Source organism: Streptomyces sp. NPDC042638 (assembly GCF_040647235.1).
In the GTDB taxonomy this organism is placed as follows: domain Bacteria; phylum Actinomycetota; class Actinomycetes; order Streptomycetales; family Streptomycetaceae; genus Streptomyces; species Streptomyces rameus.
In genome coordinates this window covers 1-22,860 of the sequence record NZ_JBEZBT010000083.1, presented here as the reverse complement: position 1 = coordinate 22,860, position 22,860 = coordinate 1, and the positions used below count along the sequence as shown (strand labels likewise).

Below are 22,860 nucleotides of genomic sequence, written 5' to 3'. Positions count from 1 at the left end.
CCATGTCGATGCCGAGGGTGGCCGCGTGCTCGACGAGGTGCTGGCGGTAGCCGCCTTCGACCGGCCCACACCTTGCGCATGCCGGGGTGTTCGGCGGCGACCTGGTCCAGGAGCCGGGTGCCGGCGACGACGTCCTGCACGCTTGCCGCGGTAACCAGCAGGCAAGCAGGAGACCGAGGGTGTCGGTGACGATGTTCCGCTTTCTGCCTACGATCTTCTTCCCGGCGTCGACGCCCTGGCCGGCGGCGGGGACGCTGGTGGAGGTCTTGACGCTCTGGGCGTCAATCACACAGGCCGATGGCTCGGCGTCCCGTCCCTTCTTCCGAGATCGCGATGCGATCCGCGCTCGCAAACCAGTACGCCACGGCCGTCCCTGTCACTGCTGGGCGAGTCGAAGGCGCTGCACGCGGCGAGCGCCGGCAAGCGGATTGTGGCTGGGGTGTGCGGTCATGCGGCGCTGGCCCGGGGGAAGGTGGGCGTCAAGCCGCCGCGAGGGGGACATCGCCCGGCTCTCTCCGCTCAAGCACCGCAATCTGAACCTGCTCGGCCGCTACAGCTTCACCGCCAGCGTCCCATCCGCCGGTGCCCTGCGCCGCGCTGCGCGACCCGGACGTGCCCGAGCCAGCAGGAGATCGCTCACGCGGTCCTGTCCCAACAGTCGATGTACGAGCTGCTCAGCGCGGCGCGTGCCGTGTACAGGGGCACCCTGCTGGCAGGCCCGACAGCCGAAGGAACCCGAGAAGAGCCTGTCCCCGGTGATCCTCACCGTGACCGCGCGCCCGGCCGAGCTGTCCAACGAACGCACCGTGCGCCGCCTGGCCCGCACCATAGGGGCCATCTGCACCGACGCCGAGGTAGGCGTAGTCGTACTACCGAGCGGCCCCGCCGTCCTGCTCACCGAGGAACGCAAGGTAGAGCGGCCCGTGAACCTGCTCGGGGAGGGCGGAGATACCACCGTCGTACGGCAGCTCCACGTCTTCGTGCCCATCCGCAGCCGACTCGTCACGGCGGACTTCGCCATCGCCACACAGCAGACCGCGGACCTGAAGCCGACACGGCAGACGTGAACCCGGGCCACACCGAAGCCCGCGACGTCTCACCATCTACCGTGCACGAGCTCGTTAGCACCGCAGCTAGCACCTGCTGCGCTGTGAGCTGGTCCCGCTGACCCCCTCAAAGGCCGCCGACCTTGACGGGGAACTTCTCGATGACGGCGAGCAGGTCGTCCGGGCCGCCCAGGCCGACCAGTTCGACGGGCTGCTCCAGCGTGTAGAGGTCGCCGCGGGGCGGGAACTGGGTGAGCTTTCCGATGAGGACCATCGGCTTCCTGGTGGTCAGAACCAGCGGTCCGCTGCCGTCCTCCGTCGGCTGTTCGTTGGTCATCGCGAAGCTCAGGATCTCGCGGTGCTCGTACCGGGACGGGTTGTGGTGGATCAGGCGCAGGGTGGATCCGGCGTCACCATCGGCCTCGATCTGTTCGATGGTGACGGTGCCCCCGCCGTCGTTCACCGCGTCACGCTCGACGCCGGCGGCGACCCGTCGGCGCTGTGCGCCGCGCCCGCCCCGCCCCGCCGTGGGCGGGGCAGGCGGGTCAGCGATCGCCGGTGGGGGCCTGCAGGACGCCGGCGCTGTCCGGGCCGGCGGGGGCTAGCGGCGGTGCCTCGGCGGCGGCAAGGCTTTCCCGGGCCGCGGCGACGACCGCGTCCGCGGTGAGCCCGAACTGCTCGTACAGCACGGTGTAGGCCGCGCTGGCGCCGTAGTGGTTGAGGCCGACGATGCGGCCGGCGTCGCCGACGAACTCCCGCCAGCCCATGGACACGCCGGCCTCGACGCTCACCCGGGCGCGCACCGCAGGCGGCAGCACCTGTTCGCGGTACGCCTGGTCCTGGGCCGCGAACCACTCCCAGCACGGCAGTGACACGACCCTCGTCGGGATGCCGTCGGCCTCCAGCCTCTCCCGGGCGGCGACGGCGATCTGCACCTCGCTTCCGGTGCCCATCAGAATGACCTCAGGACTGCCGCTGGAGGCTTCGGCCAGCACGTAGCCGCCCCGGGCGACGCCCTCGGCCGACGCGAACTGCGTGCGGTCGAAGACGGGCAGGTTCTGCCGGGACAGGGCGAGTCCGGCCGGGCGGTCGTTGTGCTCGAGGATGGTGCGCCAGGCCACCGCGGTCTCGTTGGCGTCGGCCGGGCGGACGAAGTCCAGGCCGGGGATGGCCCGCAGCGCCGCGTAGTGCTCGATGGGCTGGTGGGTGGGGCCGTCCTCGCCCAGCCCGATGGAGTCGTGCGTCCACACGTAGGTGACCGGGAGCTGCATGAGCGCGGCCAGCCGCACCGCACCGCGCATGTAGTCGGAGAAGGTGAGGAACGTGCCGCCGTACACACGGGTCCCGCCGTGCAGCGCGATGCCGTTCATGATCGCGCCCATGGCGTGCTCGCGGACGCCGAAGTGCAGCGTGCGCCCGTACGGGCCGCCCGACCACATCTTGGTCTGCCGGCTCTCGGGCAGGAACGAAGCCTCCCCCTTGACCGCGGTGTTGTTGCTCTCCGCCAGGTCGGCCGAACCGCCCCACAGCTCCGGCAGAACCGGGTACAGGGCGGCGAGGACCTCACCGGAAGCCTTCCGGGTCGCCACGCCCTTCGGATCGGCCTCCCAGACCGGCAGGTCGTCCGCCCAGCCCTGCGGCAGCCGACGGGTGGACAGCCGCTCAAGCAGCGCGGCACCGTCGGGGTTGCCGGCCCGCCACGCATCGAAGCGCTGCTGCCACGTCGCGTGCGCCTGCGCGCCGCGCTCGGCGACCCGGCGGGCGTGCTCGAGCACCTCCGGGTCGACCTCGAAAGTCTTGTCGGGGTCGAAGCCGAGGATCTCCTTGGTCGCCCGGACCTCGTCCTCGCCCAGCGCGGATCCGTGGGCCGCGCCGGTGTTCTGCTTGTTCGGCGCGGGCCAGCCGATGATCGTGTGCAGCACGATCAGCGACGGGCGGCCGGTCTCGGCCCGGGCAGCGGCCAGCGCGCGGTCGACCGCGGCCAGGTCCTCGCCGTCGTCGACGTGCTGCACGTGCCAGCCGTAAGCCTCGTACCGCTTGCCGACGTCCTCGGTGAACGCGATGTCGGTGTCATCCTCGATCGAGATCCGGTTGGCGTCGTAGACCAGGACCAGATTGCCCAGCTCCTGAGTGCCGGCCAGCGATGACGCCTCGCCGCTGACGCCCTCCTCCAGGTCGCCGTCGGAGGCGAACGCCCAGATCGTGTGGTCGAAGACGCTCTCGCCCTCGGGGGCGTCGGGGTCCAGCAGACCGCGCTCGCGGCGGGCGGCCATCGCCATGCCGACGGCGTTGCCGACGCCCTGGCCGAGCGGACCGGTCGTCGTCTCCACCCCCGGTGTGTGGTTGACCTCGGGATGGCCCGGGGTCGCAGAGCCCCAGGTGCGCAGCGCCTGAAGGTCGGCCAGGTCCAGGCCGTAGCCGGACAGGAAGAGCTGGATGTACAAGGTGAGGCTCGAGTGCCCCATCGACAGCACGAAGCGGTCACGGCCGACCCAGTTCGGATCGCCCGGATCGTGGCGCAGCCACTTCTGGAACAGCAGGTAGGCGGTGGGGGCCATGCTCATCGCGGTGCCGGGGTGGCCGTTGCCGGTCTTCTGTACGGCATCCATCGCCAGCACGCGCACGGTGTCGATCGCGCGGCGGTCGAGATCGCCCATCCCCTCAGGGAGGGTGGGGTGTGGCTGGAAGGGGTTGCCGGTGGGCGCGTCGCTCGCGGCCTCGGCGGGAGCCTCGGAGCGGGTGCTCTTCGCCTCGGTGGCGGGGTCTGCCTCATTGGCGGTCATCGGTGGCGGTACTCCCTTGGGGGTGGGCCGGTAGATGCTTTTCACGGCGCGGCCGGTATCCGGCACCGCAACCGGGCGGGCCGGGCGACGGTGGGGGCGTCAGGCGAGTGGGGTGTCGTCCAGTGCCTTCGCGAGGTCGCCGGGGGTGTCATAGAGCGCGATGGCGCCGGCCTTCCGCAGCTCGTCGTCCCCGAATCCGCCGGAACGGACGACGATCGCCGGCATCCCCGCTCTCTTGGCCGCCTCGACGTCCCACACGGAGTCGCCGACCATCACACTCGACGCGTCGGGCGGCGCTCCCAGCTTCTTCAGCGCCACCTGCAGCAGATCCGGCGCCGGCTTGGAGGACTCCACATCGGCGCTGGTGGTCCAGTCGTCGACGATGTCACGGGCGCCCAGCATGTCCAAAAAGACCTCCACGTGACGCTGCTGAGCAGAGCTGGCCAGCACCAGCCGGTGACCGCGCTCTTTGACCGCCACGAGGAGATCGCGAGCACCGGGCAACGGCGCCATCTCCTCCAGCAGCTCGTCGACCTCCCTGCCCTGCTGCTCCCTGGCCCGGTCGCCCACCCGGCGCTCCAGTTCCTCGCCACCGACAGCGGTGACCACCTGATCCCCGCCCATCCCGATCAGCCGGTGCAGCCGCCACACGGGATATATCTCGCCCACCGAGCGCAATGCCCGGTACCAGGCGAGGGCGTGGTGGTAGTTGGAGTCGATGAGTGTCCCGTCGATGTCGAGGACGGCGATGGCGGATGCGGTCACGCCCACCGGCTACCCGCCGGCCCGGTACCCACACGGAGACCGCGGAACCAACAAGGCGATCGTCGGCGGCGGTACGGTCACGGCTCCGCGGCACTGTCGCTCAGCAGGTGTGACCATTGTTGCTCAGCAGGTGTGACCATTTCATTCTCGTCTCGTGCTCACTGCCGCGGCTGCCGTGAAGCTCGGGCTGCCCGAGCGCCTCGAGGGCTACGAGCAGCGCCGCTCCCTGCGCCTGCCGGAAGACCACCCGGTGGTCAAGCAGGTGGTCAAGGCGAAGTGGCGGCTCACCCAGCGCGGGTTCGGCCGACTGTCTGCACTTGTGATCAGTGGGCTTTCAGGAGGCTGCCGATACAGGTGGTCGCCGCACAACTGCAGACCGTCCCCAGGAGCCCTCACCAAGGGACATTCGCCCATAGACCAGCATGTTGCCATGGGCAGTCCCGATCAACTCCTTTTGAAGGAAACCGATGAGCTCCTCCACAGTCATGGGGTTGAGCGCTTGCCCGACGGCCCTGGTTTCGTTCGGCTTGTCACCCATGGCTATGCCGCCTCTCTGATCGATTGACTCCTTCTCACGCTCGCTGAGGGCGGCCCGCGGCGCGACCAAGGCTCAGCCGTCCGGGTGGTGTGGGCGGGCTGCGCTAGGGCGCGTATCGAGTGATCAGTCTGCGGGATTCGCTCTCACGGCGGGTCTGGGTCCGGTAGATCTTCTTGCCTGACGCGAGTGCAAGTGACGGACGCAGAGTGGGAGTTCATCGGGCCGTATCTGACGATCGGCGGGTACGGCCCGTACCCCGAGCGGCTCCGGCAGCAGTTCGAGGGTGTGATCTGGCGGTTCAGGACCGGCGGGCAGTGGCGGGAGATGCCGGAGGAGTTCGGCGCCTGGTCAACCGTGCACAACCGCTTCCGGCAGTGGCGTGACGCCGACGTCTTCGAGGCCCTGCTGGAGGGCCTGACCGCGGAAGCGGCGAAGCGGGGTGAGGTGGACCTGTCCCTGGTCAGTATCGACTCCACCACCGCGCGGGCACACCACGATGCCGCCGGGATGCACCTGGGCGAGGACGTCGTCACTGCGCTGGAGAAGGCTGCCGCTGCGGAGGAGAGGACCAGGTCAAAGGGGGCAGCAGCCTCGAAGAACAATGCGGGCCGGACGTCACAACGGATCCCGAGCGGGAGGAGCGACGACGCATCCGGCGTCGGCGAAGGGTCCGCCTGAAGGCCGCTCTCCTCGGACGCTCCAGGGGCGGGCAGACCGGCAAGGTCCATCTGGCCGCCGACCGCAAGTGCCGCCCGCTGGCGTTCGGCTGACCGCGGGCCAGGCCGCGGACAGTCCGCAGTTCATCCCGGTGCTCAAGAAGTTACGGGTCCGCGGCCCCGTCGGCCGCCCACGCACCCGGCCCGACGCGGTCGCCGCCGACAAGGCCTACTCGTCCCGCGGCAACCGGGCCCACCTGCGAAGACGCGGCATCAAGGCAGTGATCCCGGAGAAGAGGGACCAGGGCGCCAACCGGACGAAGAAGGGCTCCGGGGGCGGCCGGCCCGTCAGCCACGATGCCGCCCTCTACAAGGAGAGGAACACCGTCGAGCGACTGATCAGCAAGCTCAAGGCCTGGAGAGGCATCGCCACCCGATACGACAAGACCCCGGACAGCTACCTCGCCGGTCTCCACCTACGAGCCTCGATGATCTGGATCGAAGACCTCACCCGGACCACCAATTGATCACGACTCGATACGCGCCCTAGGCCACACCCGCGCCGCGTGACTCATTCCGATGATCCTTGAAGACGGACCCTCGTCGTGTTGCGGGTGGTTCGGCCCGGCGTTGGTGGAAGCGACGACCGGCGGGCCGTGGCTTTGGTGCGTACGACGAGGACGGTCCCGATGCGGCCCCCTACGTTGTGCTGACCAGGCGCGAACGAAGGGTGGAGCCCAGAATGGCCGAACTGATCCCGGTGGAAATCACGCGGTCGGCGCGCGGGGCGGACAGACGCACGCTCGGTGTGCTGCCCCTGGTCGGAATCTTCTTCTTCACGGTGTCCGGAGGCCCCTTCGGGCTCGAAGCCTCACTCTCCAGCGCCGGTCCGGGCATGACCCTGCTGATGATCGTCCTGGTGCCGGTGGTCTTCGGTGTGCCGAACGCGCTGGTGGCAGCGGAGTTGAGTGCCGCGATACCGGTCGACGGCGGCTACTACTACTGGACGAAGATCGCGCTCGGCAGAGGTGCGGCGTTCGTGTTCGGGGTCTGGAATTCGATCGGGTCGGTGCTGAACCTCGCCCTGTTCCCGATCCTGCTGGTCGACTACCTGGCCACCTGGGTCCCGGACATCGCCCGTGGGAAGGGGCTGGTGATCGTGGACCTGTTCCACGGCGGTTTCGTCGTGGACCTGCACTGGATCGTCACCGTCGCCCTCATCGTCCCGATGGCGTACCTGAACTACCGCGGTTCCAAGGCGGTCAGTGAGTACTCGGTCGGGATGATGCTGCTGATTCTCGCGCCGTTCGCGGTGCTGACGGTACTCGGCATCCGGCACGGAGTCGGCAACGGGATCAACGTGCTCTCGCCCTTCATGGTGCCGGGGCAGAGCGTCCACTCGTCGGTGGCCGGCGCGCTCAGCGTCATCGTGTGGCTGTATCTCGGCTTCGACGGCCCGAGCACCGTGCTGGGCGAGGTCGCCGACGCGCACCGGACCTATACCCGGGCTCTGGTCATCTCGGTTCCGCTGATCATCACCGCCTACCTGCTGCCCACCATCGCCGCCATCGGGAGCGGGCTGCACCGGGGTGCGCCCGCCGACTGGGTCCAGGGCGACTTCATCGTGGTCGGTGACGCCCTGGGCGGCATCTGGCTGAAGGTGCTGCTCTCCCTGGGGTCGGCGCTCTCCCTGGTGGGGCTGTTCATGGCGATCCTGCTGACGAGCACCCGGGTCCCGCGGGCGCTCGCCGCGGACGCGTACCTGCCGCGCTGGATGGCCCGGGACAGCAGACGGTTCAACACACCGGTGGGTGCGCTGCTGGCGAGCACCACCGTCGTCGTCGTGCTCTCCGCCGTCGACTTCGGCTCGATCCTGCGGGCCACGGTGCTGCTCACCCTGGCCTCGATCCTGCTGGAATTCGTGGCCTTCCTCGTCCTGCGCTGGAGGTATCCGCGGATGCTCCGGCCGGTTCGGGTCCCCGGCGGCTGGCCCGGTGCGGTCCTGGTCGTCCTGCTGCCCACGGCGATGATCGTGTACCTGGCGTGGAGTACGGCGGTCGACGAGGCCGCGATGTTCGGTATGAGTCTCGCGGTGGCGATGCTGGCCGTGCTGCTGTACCCGCTGTGCCGGCGGTTCGTCAAGGGCGACCGGCCGGACGCGGAGATCGATTCCTCCCGGGTCGAGCTGGGTCCGGACCGGTTCGCGGGATTCGGTTCGCGGAAGGCGGGCGTCTGATGGATGTGCAGCAGGTGCTTACGGGGCTTGCGGAGCGGTTGCGGACGTGGTGGCCGGTGCCGGGAATCGCGATCAGTGTCGTCGACCGGAGCGGCGAGTGCGCGTTCGTCACCGCGGGGTTCGCGAACGCGGAGTCCGGGGCGCCGCTCTCCCGTCGCACACGGTTCGAGATCGGTTCCATCAGCAAGACCTTCACCGCCTTCCTGCTCGGCATCCTGGCGGACGAGGGGAAGGTGGACCTCGACGCGGCGGTCGCCGACCACCTGCCCTGGTTCGCCCCGAACGGCGGCTCCCGCGCGATCACCGTCCGGCACCTCCTGCGGCACACCTCCGGCCTGGTGGCCGGGGCCGACGCGCTGCCCGATGCCGCCGCACGCGGCTACGCGTTGCGCGATGCGAGGACCTGGGCCGAACCAGGTGAGCTGTTCCACTACTCCAACGAGGGCTACAACCTGCTGGGGTTGATCGTCGAGCAGGTGACGGGGGAATCGCTGGCGGACGCCATGACCGGACGGCTGCTGCGGCCCCTGGGCATGCGCGACTCGGCGGCGCGGATCACGTACGAAGACATCGCCGAGCTCGCCACCGGGTACCGGTTCCTGCGCGACGACCGCCCGCCGCTGCCGTCGGCCCCGCTCGCGCCGGCCGGCTTCTTCGAGTATTCGGCGGCCGATGGGAACGTGCTGGCAACCGCTTCCGACCTGGGGCTGTTCGCCCGCATGCTGCTGGGCCGGGGCACCCTGAACGGCACCAGGATCATCGGGCCGGAGCAGTTCCGGCAGATCGTCACGGTGCCCGCCGACGCGGTCGGTTCCAGTTACGTGCTCGGCGTGGACGTGGAAGTGATCGACGGCCGCACCTGGCTCACGCACGCCGGCGGGATGGTGGGATACCGCTCGTACCTCGCCGTCGACACCGACGGCGGACACGGTGTCGCCGTGCTGACCAACGCACCTGGCGAGTGCCGGTTCATCGACCGCTTCGCCCGCCATGTGCTCGCCGTCGTCCAGGGAGCCCCGGCGGACCCTGCGCTGTTCGACCCGGAGCGGATCCCCGACGCCCGGCGCTACGTCGGGATCCACGGAGCGGCGCCGCGTCAGATCCGTGTCGAGGCCACGGGGGACGACCGTCTCTCGCTCACCTCGGACGGAGTGACCGGCAAGCTGTACGACGCGGGGGACGGGCGGCTGGTGTGCGATCACCCGGGATGGTCCGCCTACCACCACTCTCTGGACGGACGCTGGCTCCACGGGCCCGAGTCACTGGGCCCCGGCCCCTGCGCGCCGGCCGCGCCCTCGCACGCGCTCGTGGGTCACTACCGGAGCTACACCCCCTGGTATCCCAGCTTCAGCATCGTGCAGCGGGCGGGACGACTGCACATGATCGCCGCGACCGGCGTGGAAGCGCCCTGCGACGAACCGGAACTCGTGCCGCTCGACGACGGGACCTTCCGCGTCGGAGCCGATCCCCGGCTGCCGGAGCGCCTGACGTCGGGCCCCGCCCCGGACGGCGCGGTGCTCTGGGTCGACCTGGACGGGTGCCGCTACACGCGCTCGTTCCGGGATCAGCCGGAGCCCGGGGAAGCGCCCGTCCGCAGTTCATGCACCCGGAGCTGAAGGTGCGCGAGCAGCATGGCGTCGGCATCGGCGAAGTCCAACCCGGAGACCTCGCGGATACGGCGCAGCCGGTAGCGCATGGTGTTGGGGTGGATGTGCAGGGCCTGCGCCGCAGTGTCGGTGTCTCCCGCGGCGGCGAGATAGGCGGCCAGGGTCGCCGCCAGTGGGCCGTCCTGGCCCTCTTCCTGGCGCAGGCGGTACAGCGCGCCGCTGGCGTCCGGCAGGCCGAGCGCATCGGTCGCGTCGGCGAGGTGCAGGAGCAGCACCGCCAGCGCCATGTCCTGCACGGTGCGCACGGCCGGTCCGCGGACGGCCGGGTGCCGCAGGGCCCGCAACGCGGCGTCCACCTGCGCCCGCACGTCGGCGATCCGGCGGATCGATTCGGCCGGGCCGCCGACGGCGACCACGTACTCACCGGCCAGTGGGGTCCGCGCGAGGAAGTCGCGGGCCAGGGCTGCGGCCGACTCCTGCGACGTGGCGTGTTCCGGAGGCCAGGCGGCCAGTACGTACACCGTTCCGGTGCCCGTCACCAGGACTGAACGGGGGTGTACGGCCGCCAGGAAGTACTCCAGGGTGTCCGCGAACCGGCGCAGTCCGGCGGCGTCCAGCGCGTCGGGGCCCGTGCTCCCGGCCAGCCGCGGGGCTGCGGCCAGGACGCAGACCGGGCCCGAGCCCAGTTGCAGCCGGCTCGCCTCGACCGGGTCGGCCGCCCCGCCGAGTACGGCGGCGGCCAGCTCACTGCGCTGGCGGCGGGCGTAGCTGGTCTCCGTGCGCAGGCCGACCAGTTGCAGCGCGACCACGGGCGCGAACTCGCGCAGCCGGGCTGTGGCCGCCTCGTCGAGCGGCCCGGTGACGGCGGCCCAGATGTAGCCGAGGACGTCCGAACCGGCCCGGACCGCGATGGCCACCCTTGCCAGCTGATCGGCTCCGGTCGCTTCCATGTAGACCGGTTCGGTGCTGGCATGGAGCCGCTCGAACTCTTGGCGCTCGCGCTGTTCGGCGAGCGTCCGCTGGTGCACGGCCCGCCCCAGGATGGTCTCGATCCGCTCGGAGTCCGTCCGGTCCTGCCCCTGCGACCAGGCGACCAGCGCGGAGGAGCGGTCCTCGATGGTGACCGGGGCGCCGACGGCCTCATAGACCGCGTTCGCCAGGGCGAACAGCTCCGCGCCGCTGCCGGCCGAGCGCACGCGCGTCCTCGCGTACTCGAGCAGCTGCTCACGGACGGTCGTCGCCACGTGCATCCAGGACGCGTCCGCGTTGACCTCGATGATCGCCGGCCCGTCGTCGGCCGACGGCGGCACCGGGGCCTTCACCGCCAGCACCTCCGCGCCGGCCTGCCGCATGGCCGCGGTCAGCTCGCGCAGCTCGGCCTCCGTGGTCACGCCGACCCCCAGCACCACGCACCCGGGTCCGAGCCGTGCCGGCGCGCCCGGGGCATGGATGACGATGTCGGTGAGCGGCCCTGCGCTGCCGGTCCCCTCCTGGACTAGGCGCAGCAGCGCCGGCCCGATGTTGTCCACGAGCTGACGGACGGGCAGGTACCCCTGAGCGCCGAACTCCCGCATGGTGCACCCCCGGCTCGAAGGACTGTTGAGAGCGTCAAGTCTGGGAGGTCCGTATTGACGATGTCAACGAAGACCCTGGGTGGCCGTAGCGGGAGCATGGCAGGAGAACGCGACGGATCAGTGGTACAAGGAGCACGGGTGGCAACGACGCAGACGCACGACGGCCGGGAACTGCTGGGGCTGTTCCCCCCAGGGACCACCCGGGACGGGAGCGGCGGGCTGGTGATCGGCGGCGTACCGGCGGCAGAACTCGCCGAGTCCTACGGCACTCCCGCGCTGATCCTCGACGAGGCGTCGGTCCGCGCCCGCGCCCGCCGGTACGCCGACGGCCTGGCTGCCCGTTGGCCGAACTCCCGCGTCACCTTCGCCTCCAAGGCCTTCCCCTGCACCGGCGTCATACGCCTGCTCGCACAGGAGGGTCTCGGCATCGACGTGGCCGGCGGCGGCGAGCTGACCCTCGCCCTTGCCGCAGGGGCGGACCCGGCCGGCCTGGTCGTCCACGGCAACGCCAAGACCGAGGAGGAGCTGCGCCTCGCCGTCGAGGCCGGCGCCGGGACGATCGTCGTCGACAACTTCGACGACATCGACCGGTTGGAGAAGATCCTCTCCGGCACCGCGGCGGAGCAGGCGGTACTGGTCCGGGTCACCCCCGGCATCCGCCCCGACACCCATGAGGCCGTGTCCACCGGTCAGAACGGCTCCAAGTTCGGTCTGCCCCTGCCGCAGGCCCGGGCGGCGATCGCGCGGCTGCGCGGCAGTGACCGGCTGCGGCTGGACGGCGTCCACGTGCACGTCGGGTCGCAGATCCTGGACCTCGCCCCCTTCGCGCAGGCCGTCGAGGCGGTCGCCGAACTCGGCGAGTTCGCCGTCTACGACCTGGGTGGTGGCCTCGGCTCCCGCTACACCTACGCCGACCGGCCGCCCACGGTGGAGGCGTACCTCGACGCCGTCACCGGCGTCGCCCGACGCCTGCTGCCCGCGCACGCCCGCATCCTCATCGAGCCGGGTCGCTCGATGGTCGCCGAGTCCGGCGTCTCGCTGTACCGGGTTGTCTCCGTCAAGCGCGGCGGCGGCCACACCTTCGTCGCCGTCGACGGCGGCATGGGCGACAACCTCGAAGTCTCTCTATACCAGCAGCGCTTCGAGGCCGCCGTCGCCGCCCGCCCGACCGGCGACGGCGAGCTGTGCCGCTTGGTGGGCCGGCACTGCGAGTCCGGCGACACCCTCAGCGACGGCGTCCCACTGGCGGACCCGCACGTCGGGGACCTGATCGCCGTGCCGGTCACCGGCGCCTACACCTATGCGCTGAGCAACAACTACAACGGCGCGCGGCGCCCGCCGGTGGTCTTCGTCCGCGACGGCGCGCACCGCGCCGTGGTACGCCGCGAGACCTACACCGACCTGATGCGCCGGGATCTTCCGTAGCGGCGCGGTCGGCGAGCCGGGGGGAGTGACGGCCGCAAGTGGGGCCGGTGCCGGTCCAGCAGTTGAGCGAAATGCGTCCAGGACCTGGTGCTGGGGCTGGGGCTGGGGCTGGGGCTGGCCGGAAGAACATCACGCCCCCGGCGGTGACCTCCTACAACGGCCGGCTCTACGTCGTCTTCGTCCAACGCGAGCGCGAGGCAGTGATGTGGAGCCGCCAGAAAGGGCAGGAGTGGCGCAAGCCGGAACGCATCGGAGAAGAAGGAGCTACCGCGCTCCGGCCCTGGGGGTCGTCGACGGCACGCTGTGCCTCGCCTACACCGGAACCGACAACCGCATCCGCACACGTACCTTCAACGACTCCAGCTGGAGCGCGGTGACCGTGCTCCCCGGAGGAACGGAGAAGGCGGTGACCCTGGGGTTCGGCGGTGACCGGCTGTGGCTGACGCACATCAGCCAGGGCGGGGCCGTCTATTACCACGACAGGACGGCCACCACCTGGCACGGCCCTACCGCCAACAATCTGCCCTAGGTCATAGACAGCCCCGCCGCGATCGCCGACTCCGACGTCTGGACCTGGCAGGTCTGCCGCGGCACGGGCAACGACGTCCACACCGCCACCCACCACGGAAACCGCATTTGGGGCAGCCGCGGCACCATCAGCGGCTGGAAGACCCACCACGGCGTGGCCCTCACCAAACACGACAACACGCTGTGGATCTTCATGCGCGGCACAGACGGCCACCTGTACGCGGCCACCAACAGGGGCACATCGTCAACCAGGAGCGCCCTGCACCACGTCAGCCAACAGAAAGCCATCCGACCGATCGACGAGCCGGCCGCCACGTCCCACAGCAACAAGCTGTACGTGATGTACCGCCGCTGAGCCAGCGCACGTTCAGCGGCCCCGTCGGCAGGTGTGACCGCCAAGGGCCCGGCCCTCGCCTACTCCGCCCCCCGGGGCTCCGGCCTCCTGTCACTGAGCCCAGGGGCAAAGGAGCACCTCTCCGCCAGTCAGCAGTTCGGCCCATGCGCCGACCCCGACCAGCAATAACTACACACAGTCCACAACCAGCATCATTGAGTTACGGTGAGGGGAGTCGGCCGTGATCACGGCGGCCGGCCCACCACAACCGGTTGGAGGGCCCTTGCGCCGGCTAGGGCGTTTCTGATCACGGAGATCTGCGGCATTTTCCGTTTGTCACTGCGAGCCTGTGGCCACCAGGGTCGCAGTGATGGGTTCGAGGTTGGTGATCAGTTCGTCGAGTTCGGCGGGGGACAGGGCGTCGTAGGGCGGGATGGCGAGTTCGTCAGTGAGGCTTTCGATGCGTTGTTTGGTCGCGCGGCCCGCATCGGTGAAGTGGCCGTCGATGTCGACGAGTCCGCGTTCGCGCATGCCGCCCATGACCGCGGCCAGGCGCTCTTTCGGCAGGTGATGGATGCGTCCGAACGACTCCGGGGGGTGGATGCCCTGCTCCAGAGCGGAGAGCACGTGGGCCTCCGTACCGCCGATGCGCGCGACGACGAGAGCGGCGATGTGCCCGTCGCCGCGGTGCTCGCGCAGCATGGTCGCGGAATGCCACAGCCGGGCGACAGGGTCGCTGGGTACCTCAAGGGTGCGCATGCCGGCGTACATCACCCGGCCTTCGGTAGGGGCGCTCGTCGCGGCCTTGGTGGTCAGGTCCGCGGCGCGCACCAGACCCGGGGACCCGGCCAGCTCGTCGCCGAGGATGCGCCGTAGGGAGGCGGCACTGCCCCGCTCCCGCGCGGCGACGGAGGCCTCGGGCGAGAGCGTCTCCCAGGCGCTGGGGATGTGCCGTGCGGCTTCCCCGTCGGCGAAGTTGTAGAAGGCCGCGTGCACGACTTGGGCCGGCACCCGCCCCATGGGTGCGGCGCGGCTGGCGAAGTAGCCGTCCCAATAGGTGCGGTGGCCGAGTGCGGCCAGTTCCTCGTTGCACTCGTCCGCGAGGAACGTGACCAGGCAGATCGGCTCCAGGAGCTCGAACATGCGACGTGCGATGCGAGTCATCGGGTGCGAGCGCGTCTCGCCCATCGGGTTCTCCCTTCGTCAGGTGTGCCGACTTGGACCGTCCGGTACACCGAAACTCATCGGCGACCGAAGGGAAGCAGTGCAGAAGGGTTGGCGTCTGCGCGGCTGTATATGCGAGAGCAGGCTGGGCTTGCCGCCGGCGCCCTGGCGGATGCCACCTTCTTTTCCGGCATGTCAGGTGTTTCACCTGATTGCGCGGCATCCTGATCCGGCGTCAGCACCGGGCAACGCTCAGAACCCCATGGTCATGGGGCACTCAGTGTCCACGCTCCAGTCGGCGTAGCCCATTGCTGGCTGCCGCCGTGATGTGAAAACTTGACGCGATGACTGTTGACTTCGTCGACTGGCCGGCGATGACTGCCGACGGCCACCCCTTTCCCAAGGCCGTACCGGCATGTCAGGTCGCCGACGAGTTGCTGGCGATGCTGATCTCGCCTGATCCTAAGATTTGTGATGGCTTCGCCTACACTGCAGCCGCTCGCTGGATTGCCGAGGGACGTTTCGATGAAGTCCTTGGGCAGCTTGGAGACACCGCTGCGTGCCGTTTCGCCCATCCGGAGGTGCAGGCTAGGAGCTTCGCGCCGCTGACTCTCTGTCTGATCCTGAAACGCGCAGACAGCATTCCAGGTCTTGTGACGCAGGCGGCGGCAGAGCGCTGATATGCCGCCTTCTCGACCTGGTATCCGGCCGAGCAGGACACCCGTGGCTGGGACGAGTCCCTGGGCTGGCTGCATGCCGTCGCACACGGTGCCGATGCTGCTGCCGCGTTCGCGAGGGTCCTGCCCAACCGCCGCGCAGAACTACTCGAACTGTGTGCGCGCAGGATGACGGCCAGACAGGCTGACTACTGGTATGTGCAGTTGGAGGATGCACGGCTTGCCCGTGCGCTGACGCGAATCCCGCAGGCACCTGACCTCGGTCACGAGCAGGCCACCGGTTGGCTGGCTGTGGTGGAGGCGGCCCTGTACAACGGTGAAGGGCCCGGGCCCACGCCGGTCTCGGCATTCAATACCTTCGCCACGCTTCAGTCCCACCATCTGCATCTGATCCGTGGCATCAGTGACGAAAGCGTGCCGCCCCATGCTGAGGCAGTGGCCGCTCGTGTGGCCGGGCTCCTGCGCCTGTACCGTCACTGGCTTGCCTGACAGCACAGGGAGTCCCGGCCAGACGGAGGCGGGGCCAAGGGCTGTTGTCTGGTGGGACTGCCGTCACCGTGATGAGGGGAGCCAGCCGCCTTGCACGGCGTGGACTCCGGCCTCGAAGCGGCTGCGTGCCTCGAGCCGCTCCATGAGGTCGGCTGCGATCCGGTGAGCAGTACGGGGCGAGACTCCCAGCCGCTTAAGTTTCCCCGGCAACACCGACGTGCTCATGGCGGACGGCTCGCACCGGCCCTTCAGCCAGGTGGGTGTGGGGGACCTCGTCAGGTCCATGGATCCGGCCACCGGCCGGGTGCGGAGCCAGCAGGTCACCGACACCTTCCAGCACGACACGCAGCGGTTGGTGGACATCACCGTCGCCGGTGGAGGCAAGCTGGCCAGCACCGCCGGTCACCGGTTCTACGTGGTGGAGCGCGGCTGGACCCTGGCTTCCGACCTGCACGTCGGCGACCGTCTGCGTACCCCGGACGGTTCCGTCCGCCCGGTGACGGCCCTGCTCGACCGCCCGGGTCTTTCTCCGCGCAAGGTCTATGACCTCACGGTCGGGGATCTGCACACCTTCTTCGTGTTCGCGGGCACCGCCCCGGTCCTCGTGCACAACTGCAAGGTCGCCCTGGGATGGCAGAACAACGGGAAGCTCGACGAGTGGGCGCAGCTCCCCGGCAACAAGTTCACCACCTTCTCCAACGTCTCCCCGAGGGACTTCGCCCGGATGGCGGAAATGGCCATCGCCGACCCGGACGTGGTGCTCCACGTCAACATGACGGGACTGAACGATCTCGGAGGCTTCATGGAAGCCGCCAAGCGCGGCCTGCGGGCCGGTGAGGCCGGAGCCGCCACGGACTACGAGATGTCCATGATCGCGAGAGCGGTCGCCAACGGCCAGCGCCCTTGGAGCACGGTGAAGTTCTATTCTCCGTCAGGCCCTGGTGGCGCCATGAATCTGGACCCGTTGACCAATGTGCCGGATCTGTCGAAGCTGGGGAAACTCGACCCGGTGAAGGGCTCGGTCATCGGATACTGCCAATGCTGAGGGATCCCGCGAAATGAACACCCCTGGGAAAGACCTGTACCCGGACGTGACCGCTTCGGGTGGCCTGGCGCCGGCCCTGAGGGAGGCGGCGAAGCTGCGCGGATGTGACATCGGACTCGAGCCCTGGGCCACCGACGTCATCAGTATCGAAACGGTGAGGGGCTTCCTCTCGGTCGACACCGCGAGCGAGCGACGACTCTTCCGGCTGAGTGTCCACATTCCCGGGTTCACCTGGAAGATCGGCTCGACAGGGGATCCCGGACTGCTCGTGGAGGCCGTCGCAGCCTGGCGGGAAGGCAGACCGCTCGAAGAGCTCGAGGAGAGATTCGAGTTCATGGAACTCGATGAATTCACCTGGGCCCTCGAAAACGGGGAGCCGACCACTTCGCAGTGGTCCGTCCTTCTGTCGTCCGAATTCCACCGGCGACAGTGGGACCTCCTGCGCCGGCTCCGCGCCGACGAGGTCCTGCGGAACACGTTCCCGACGATCACGCACGGTGCCGTGCGCCTGCGGGTGGATCCGCTGGACGGGACGAGCCGTCAGGTCCTGGTGCACGACTGGGACGGGCAACGGTACGAGGTCATGCGCGTCGGAGTGCCCGGGGCCGAGTGGGCCGAGGTTCCGGCCGGTGATCTCATCGCCTGTCTGCGTGCTGCCCTGACCGACGTCTGATCTCGGCGGACCGAGGACGAAGAAGCCCCACCGGGCGGTTCACTCCGACAGCGCGAGCAGCAGCGGTGACGCTGCCGCCCTCCCGATCCAGCGCCTCGAAGAACCTCGCCTTCAGCACCTCAAAATCCACGATCCCCGCAACTCCCTGAACTCCTGGGTGTTGCGGGGATCAGTAGAACCCGCCTCTTGCGCTGGAAAGAGCACTTTGAGCACCTGGCCGTGGGCATCGGCCAAGGGGCACCACCTCGTCGGCACGTCGCCCGGACCGCCGACGACACTGATGCCCAGATCGCTGCCTGGCTGGCCGACCCGGGCCACCGCGTCCCGGTTCACGCCGTCAACCGGCAGGGCTCCAAGGCTGGCGATCCCATCTGGACAGTTCTCAGCGAGCTGATCACTGCAGGACAGCATTTTTGCCACCCACAGCCGCTCGCCACGCGCACGCGCCCTGGCCCGTCGGGCGGCCGTCCTCGCCGTGGTCGCCCAGGGCCGCGCACACGTGGTCCGAGGAAAAGTCGCTGCAGCCGAGATGAATGCTCCCCGCCATTTCCCAGTCGGCACCCGCCCGTGGGCGGCAGTGATCGACGAGGAGCTGCGCCAGTGGCTGGCCAACCCGGACAACCGTGTTCCCATCCGGTCTGCCGACGACGGCGTCGGCCAGGCGGGAACGGTGATCTGGAGCACCCTCGCCCGTCTGATCTGGGGCATCCCGACCGGCGATCGCTTCAGCTCGCATGCGGCGTCGGGACGGGCCCGGCGCCAGCGTGTCGCGGAGGCGGCAGCCTCCGGGCAGACCGTGGTGATGGCCGCCAACCGCTACTGGTCGATCCCCCGGCCCTGCCCTGACGCCGCTCTCATCACCTGCAAGGACGGCACGACACGTCCCTGGCGCACGCACATCACCCAAGCGGAACTGACCATCGAGCTGCGCATGCTCAGGGCAGCTTGCTACGTCTTCGTCACCGCGACGAGTCTCATGCGCGACTCGGAAGTGCAGGAGATCCAGCGCGACGCCGTGACCACCTACTACGGGGCCCCGGCCATCAGATCTCACAAGATCAAGCACGATCCGGCCCGGCCGGAGTCGTTCTGGTGGATCATCGAGCCGGTCGCCGAGGCCATCGCCGTCGCTGAGAAGCTGTCATGGCATCCCACCCACCTGTTCGCCAGCCTCAAGCCGCCCCGCGGCAAGAAGAACCGGGGCGATCGCGGCATCATCGCCGCCGAAGACATCGACTACTTCATCAAGCACGTCAACGCCAGCGCCGACGCCTACGGGCTGGAGACCATCCCCGACGCACACGTCCGCTCCCACATGTTCCGGCGGACGATGTCGGTGATCACCGGGCGCGAGCCGGGCTCCGAAGTCGCCCTCGGCCTCCAACTGAAGCACGCTGCCCGCCGGGCACTGGCCAACTGCACCACGCAGGGGTACGCGCAGGTGGACACCAAGTGGGCCACGGAGTTCGATCAGCAACTCGAGTACGCCGGCGCACTCCGGTTGGTCGACCTGCTCAGGGCCCGCCGGACAGGCGACAAGGTCGCGGTCGGGCCCGGCGCCGACCGGCTTCACGCCGGCCTGGACCAGGTCATCTCAGCCATGAACGAGGACCCCCTCCTGCGGGCGCAGATCACCGATGAACAGGCCGAGGCCGCACTGCTGGCCACCCAGTTCACCAACCTCCACCTGGGAACCGTCAACCACTGCATGTTCGACGCCCCGCAGGCCGAGTGCCAGAACGAACTGCCCCCCGATCAGCACGGCAGTACCCCTCTGATCGGCGCCTGCCAACCCGACCGCTGCCGCAACTCCGTGATCCCCCGACAACACGCTCCCATCTGGATCGCCGAGGAAGACGACCTCACAGCCAGAGCCCAGGACCCCACCCTGTCACCACCCGGCCGCAAAGCCGTCCTGATCCGTCTCAACGACGTCCAGCGCATCACCCGCACGCTTCGACAAGAGGGAGCCACCCCCTGATGCCGGTTTCCGCCAAGACCGCCACCAAGCTCCGTGATGCCATGGCCCGGCTGCTGGCCGGCGAGCCCCTGCACACCAACGGCGCCCTCACCAAAGAGAACCTCGCACGAGAAGCCCAGGTCAGCCACGCGACCGTCCACCGCGCCGACGACATCCTCACCGAGTGGAACGCCAAGGTCGCCCGGGACGAGACGATCGCCGCGCTCCACAAGCAGCTTCGTGAGGCCAGAGTCGAGATCACGCAGCTCAACGGCAAACTCGACGCCCTTGCGACGGTGACCGCGAACCTGTTCCGGCAGTCGCCCGCACCCCGACCGCCGCCGCCCTCTCCGGGGACGTCCTTTGGACTGCGGCCGGAACCCCCGGCGCCCTCACGGCGTACAACCTGTCGACGAAGAAGACGACCGAGACCGTCACGACCGACGCCGGCTGCACACCCACCGAGCTGCAGGCACTGGGGCGCTGGGTGTACTGGACGTGCGACGGGCGGGCCGGCGTCTTCGACCGTACGACGGCCAAGTCCGTTCCCGTCCCCGCCGACGAAGCCGAGCTCGGCGACGGGTACGTCGTGACTCACGACAAGCAGGCCGGAAAGCTCTTCCTGACGACGGTCGCCGACGGCACGCCCGTGAGCAAGGTGGTCGGCGACCTGCCCGACACGGGCGCCTCCCAGCGGGACGTCCGCTGGACGGTGGACGAGTCCGGCGGCAACGCCGCCTACGTGGACGACCACGAACGAGTGCACCTCGTGCCGTCGGGAGTTGCCCAGCAGCCGTTGCGGCTCCTGGCGCCGGCCGAGAACGCCGCGTCCGTCACGGCCCGGGAGCCCGACACGTCCTCCGACACCCTGACCACCCTGCTGCTGTCCAAGCCGGCTACAGACTGGCGCCTGACCGTACGAAGCAAGGCGAACGGGAGCATCGTCGACATGACGAGCGGCCATGCCGCTCGGGGCGAGCTGAGCGTCGGCTGGTCCGGCATGAGCCGCGACAGACAGGGCCTTCGGACTCGACTGCAAAACGGCGCCTACGACTGGACGGTGGCCGCAAATCCCGCCGACGTCACCGGAAAGCCGCTAGAGGTCCGGGGCACGGTCCAATTGCATGACGGCCGCCCGGTCCGCCACGACCACGTGGGCGAGGACGGGCTTCCTGACGGGATCGGCGATCTGCTCACCTTGAGCTCCTCGGGCGATTTCACGTTCCGGCAAGGCACAGGGAAAGGCACCTTCTCCGGGAAATGGCCGGCTGGAGGATGGTCGTCCAAGGCGATGGCGGTTTCGTTCGGCGACCTGAACAACGACCGCTGCAACGACGTCCTGGTGCGCATGGCCGACGGTTCCTTGCGCGGCTACAAAGTCCCGTGCGGGCAGACCCTTGGCACGTCGACGCCCTACAAGAAGCTCGGCACCGGCTGGAGCGCGTACAACGTGCTCACCTCACCTGGGGACCTGACCGGCGACGACCGTCCCGATCTGCTGGCTCGTAAGGCGTCCACCGGGGACGTGTACCTCTTCGCGGCGAAGAGCGACGGCACGCTGGCGGCCGCCAAGAAGATCCGCTCGGCCTGGACGGGTTACAAGAAGATCGTAGGTACCGGGGACCTGGAGGGCGACCAGATCGGCGATGTCCTGGCCCAGGACAAGGCGGGCGCCCTGTTCCGCTACAGCGGCCGGGGCAACGGCCTGCTGAAGGAACGCGTGAAGCTGTTCTCCAACTGGGGCGGCTCGTACAACGCAGTCGTCGGGGCCGGGGACGTCACCGGGGACGGCAAGAGGGATCTGATTGCGCGGGACACCTCGGGCAACCTGTACCTCCACGCCGGCTCCGGCACGGGATCCTTCCGGGCCCGGACGAAGATCGGGACTGGCTGGCAAGGCTACAAGGGCATCTTCTAGCCGTCTGAAACGCGGCCCATGTCGAAAGTCGGTCTGTCGCACCCCGACCGAGGACCGCACGCGCGGCAGCCCGGGCAAGGATGCCCGGGCTGCCGCAGTGTGTTCGGCCTGTCAGCTGGCCGGTAAGCCGAGCACGAACGCGAGTGCGGTCGGCGGAAGCTGCCGGCCGCGGCCGCCATCGGGTGCGAAGCGGTGCCGGGTACCGCCCCGGATGATCTGGAGTTACGGCGGCGCCGGTCGATCCGCCGATCAGACACTCGACTCAGGGGTGGGGATTGATCACCGCAGAGTCTGGACCCTCGCTCCCGTGCCCGCCGCATCCGTCATCGCCGCCGTGCTGGGCGACCACCCGGAACCCGCCCAGCACTTGGGGCCGCGTAACCGACGATCGCACCGCCGACCCCCGCATAGGCCAGGCACAACGCACCAGCACGGCCAACTGAAACGGCCGTCCCGGGCGATCCCGCACCGTCATCGTGCCCGTGCTGAGAGCGTGACGGGCACGTCCCTGCTCCGCACCGTTTCCGTCGAGACCGTCGTCAAGGACCAGTGGAGCGCCAGGAACAAAATCGGCCCCCGGCTGCGAGCCCTGAGGAATGAGGGAGGTCGACGGCGTCCAGCACAGGGACGGCGACGTGAACCAGCCGCAGACGGCCAAGCCAGCCGGGACCGTGCCGGATGACCGCGGTCATCGGCACGAGCAGCACTCGAGCACCCTGCGGCAGGCAGGCCGCAGTGGCCGTGCCGCACCAGGCAGGGCCACACCGGCGGTATCGCCGGTGCCGGCACCATCGCCGGTGCCGGCTTCCGTGCCGGCAGGCGCAGGACAACGCGCTGCCGAGGGTCCTGCTTGCCAGTGGCCGCCATCAGGAGGCCACCGGCAACGGGTTCGACCAGGCCGGGCAGCCGTTCGCCACGACGGCCGATCCGACCCGGTGCTGGACGGCAGCCGAGACTGCACACCTCTGTGACGCCGGGATCGGCGCGGCGCGCGCCTAAGATTTCCAAGGTGCCCTGTCCGATACCGACCGGGACGGTCTACCGTGTCGCGTCATGACGGTCTTGGTCATCGGCGGCAGTGGCTTCCTGGGCACCGAGTTGATCCGGCAGGCGGCCATGGCCGGGCACACAACGGCCGCAACCTACGCGACCAGACCCGGCACGTCCCACGCCGCGTGGCACCCGCTCGACCTGCGCGATCCCGCCCGCGTGGAAGCCGTCATGGCTGAGATCGGCGCGGATATCATCGTCAACGCATCCAGCGGCAACGCCGACTAGACGGTCACGGCTCAGGGGCCCGTCCGGCTGGCGATGGCCGCGGCGAAGCATGGCAGCCGCCTGGTCCACGTGTCCAGCGACGCGGTGTTCTCCGGTGCCCGAGCCCATCACGACGAGTCGTGCCTCCCTGACCCCGTCACCCCGTACGGGGCGGCGAAGGCGGC

At 69.5% G+C, this 22,860-nt stretch carries 17 protein-coding genes and 5 pseudogenes; 15 read left to right on the top strand and 7 right to left on the bottom strand.

The window, feature by feature from the left end; all coding sequences use genetic code 11:
- Positions 1 to 319 (bottom strand): annotated as a pseudogene (locus AB0B40_RS35760) (transposase); the annotation flags it as partial.
- Between the two features lie 436 nt (positions 320 to 755).
- Between AB0B40_RS35760 and AB0B40_RS35755 the strand changes: the two are divergent.
- Positions 756 to 1,067 (top strand): hypothetical protein, encoded by a 312-nt coding sequence (locus AB0B40_RS35755; RefSeq protein ID WP_345049595.1) that lies wholly within the window; start codon positions 756 to 758, stop codon positions 1,065 to 1,067.
- A gap of 106 nt (positions 1,068 to 1,173) precedes the next feature.
- Here the strand turns inward: AB0B40_RS35755 and AB0B40_RS35750 are convergent, their stop codons facing one another.
- From AB0B40_RS35750 to AB0B40_RS35740, 3 genes are all read right to left on the bottom strand, one after another.
- Complete coding sequence (locus AB0B40_RS35750; protein WP_362267716.1) at positions 1,174 to 1,509, bottom strand: hypothetical protein; 336 nt, start codon at positions 1,507 to 1,509, stop codon at positions 1,174 to 1,176.
- Positions 1,510 to 1,591: 82 nt separating this feature from the next.
- Positions 1,592 to 3,703: a transketolase gene (gene tkt, locus AB0B40_RS35745; protein ID WP_362267718.1), complete on the bottom strand. Its 2,112-nt coding sequence runs from the start codon at positions 3,701 to 3,703 to the stop codon at positions 1,592 to 1,594.
- Positions 3,704 to 3,928: 225 nt separating this feature from the next.
- Complete coding sequence (locus AB0B40_RS35740) at positions 3,929 to 4,594, bottom strand: HAD family hydrolase (RefSeq protein WP_345049601.1); 666 nt, start codon at positions 4,592 to 4,594, stop codon at positions 3,929 to 3,931.
- Positions 4,595 to 4,748: 154 nt separating this feature from the next.
- On the opposite strand from AB0B40_RS35740, the gene AB0B40_RS35735 reads away from it, so the two are divergent.
- From AB0B40_RS35735 to AB0B40_RS35720, 4 genes and pseudogenes are all read left to right on the top strand, one after another.
- Positions 4,749 to 5,159, top strand: a complete 411-nt coding sequence (locus AB0B40_RS35735) for a hypothetical protein (protein ID WP_362267720.1) — start codon at positions 4,749 to 4,751, stop codon at positions 5,157 to 5,159.
- A gap of 150 nt (positions 5,160 to 5,309) precedes the next feature.
- Positions 5,310 to 6,315: pseudogene (locus AB0B40_RS35730) on the top strand (IS5 family transposase).
- Positions 6,316 to 6,530: 215 nt separating this feature from the next.
- Positions 6,531 to 8,024, top strand: coding sequence for an APC family permease (locus AB0B40_RS35725; RefSeq protein WP_362267714.1), 1,494 nt, complete (start codon positions 6,531 to 6,533; stop codon positions 8,022 to 8,024).
- Positions 8,024 to 9,640: a serine hydrolase domain-containing protein gene (locus AB0B40_RS35720; RefSeq protein ID WP_362267712.1), complete on the top strand. Its 1,617-nt coding sequence runs from the start codon at positions 8,024 to 8,026 to the stop codon at positions 9,638 to 9,640. The genes AB0B40_RS35725 and AB0B40_RS35720 overlap by 1 nt, the downstream gene beginning before the upstream one ends.
- Here AB0B40_RS35720 and AB0B40_RS35715 read toward each other — a convergent pair.
- The gene (locus AB0B40_RS35715; RefSeq protein ID WP_362267711.1) at positions 9,589 to 11,205 is read right to left on the bottom strand and encodes a helix-turn-helix domain-containing protein; all 1,617 of its coding nucleotides are present in this window, start codon (positions 11,203 to 11,205) and stop codon (positions 9,589 to 9,591) included. The genes AB0B40_RS35720 and AB0B40_RS35715 overlap by 52 nt on opposite strands.
- 138 nt (positions 11,206 to 11,343) lie before the next feature.
- Here AB0B40_RS35715 and lysA point away from each other — a divergent pair, with 138 nt between their 5' ends.
- From lysA to AB0B40_RS35700, 3 genes are all read left to right on the top strand, one after another.
- The gene (lysA, locus tag AB0B40_RS35710) at positions 11,344 to 12,630 is read left to right on the top strand and encodes a diaminopimelate decarboxylase (protein WP_345049612.1); all 1,287 of its coding nucleotides are present in this window, start codon (positions 11,344 to 11,346) and stop codon (positions 12,628 to 12,630) included.
- 229 nt (positions 12,631 to 12,859) lie between these two features.
- A complete protein-coding gene (locus tag AB0B40_RS35705; RefSeq protein ID WP_362267710.1) occupies positions 12,860 to 13,159 on the top strand; it encodes a hypothetical protein in 300 nt (99 codons plus the stop codon).
- A 153-nt stretch (positions 13,160 to 13,312) separates the two neighbouring features.
- Complete coding sequence (locus tag AB0B40_RS35700; protein ID WP_362267708.1) at positions 13,313 to 13,513, top strand: hypothetical protein; 201 nt, start codon at positions 13,313 to 13,315, stop codon at positions 13,511 to 13,513.
- Between the two features lie 315 nt (positions 13,514 to 13,828).
- Here AB0B40_RS35700 and AB0B40_RS35695 read toward each other — a convergent pair whose 3' ends face one another.
- Complete coding sequence (locus tag AB0B40_RS35695; RefSeq protein WP_362267705.1) at positions 13,829 to 14,635, bottom strand: MarR family transcriptional regulator; 807 nt, start codon at positions 14,633 to 14,635, stop codon at positions 13,829 to 13,831.
- Positions 14,636 to 15,000: 365 nt separating this feature from the next.
- Here AB0B40_RS35695 and AB0B40_RS35690 point away from each other — a divergent pair, with 365 nt between their 5' ends.
- The gene (locus AB0B40_RS35690) at positions 15,001 to 15,336 is read left to right on the top strand and encodes a hypothetical protein (RefSeq protein ID WP_362267703.1); all 336 of its coding nucleotides are present in this window, start codon (positions 15,001 to 15,003) and stop codon (positions 15,334 to 15,336) included.
- 21 nt (positions 15,337 to 15,357) lie between these two features.
- Positions 15,358 to 15,822, top strand: a pseudogene (locus AB0B40_RS35685) (DUF2785 domain-containing protein); the annotation flags it as partial.
- Positions 15,823 to 15,885: 63 nt separating this feature from the next.
- Here AB0B40_RS35685 and AB0B40_RS35680 read toward each other — a convergent pair.
- A pseudogene (locus AB0B40_RS35680) lies at positions 15,886 to 16,017 on the bottom strand (helix-turn-helix transcriptional regulator); the annotation flags it as partial.
- Positions 16,018 to 16,045: 28 nt separating this feature from the next.
- On the opposite strand from AB0B40_RS35680, the gene AB0B40_RS35675 reads away from it, so the two are divergent.
- From AB0B40_RS35675 to AB0B40_RS35655, 5 genes and pseudogenes are all read left to right on the top strand, one after another.
- Positions 16,046 to 16,867 carry a polymorphic toxin-type HINT domain-containing protein gene (locus AB0B40_RS35675; RefSeq protein ID WP_362267701.1) on the top strand — a complete coding sequence of 274 codons (822 nt, stop codon included), beginning with the start codon at positions 16,046 to 16,048 and terminating at the stop codon, positions 16,865 to 16,867.
- Between the two features lie 13 nt (positions 16,868 to 16,880).
- The gene (locus tag AB0B40_RS35670) at positions 16,881 to 17,540 is read left to right on the top strand and encodes a hypothetical protein (RefSeq protein WP_362267698.1); all 660 of its coding nucleotides are present in this window, start codon (positions 16,881 to 16,883) and stop codon (positions 17,538 to 17,540) included.
- A 475-nt stretch (positions 17,541 to 18,015) separates the two neighbouring features.
- The gene (locus AB0B40_RS35665; RefSeq protein WP_362267696.1) at positions 18,016 to 19,521 is read left to right on the top strand and encodes a hypothetical protein; all 1,506 of its coding nucleotides are present in this window, start codon (positions 18,016 to 18,018) and stop codon (positions 19,519 to 19,521) included.
- Positions 19,522 to 19,987: 466 nt separating this feature from the next.
- Entirely contained in the window at positions 19,988 to 21,418 is a 1,431-nt protein-coding gene (locus AB0B40_RS35660; protein WP_362267694.1) for a VCBS repeat-containing protein, read from the top strand.
- Between the two features lie 1,053 nt (positions 21,419 to 22,471).
- A pseudogene (locus AB0B40_RS35655) lies at positions 22,472 to 22,860 on the top strand (sugar nucleotide-binding protein); the annotation flags it as partial.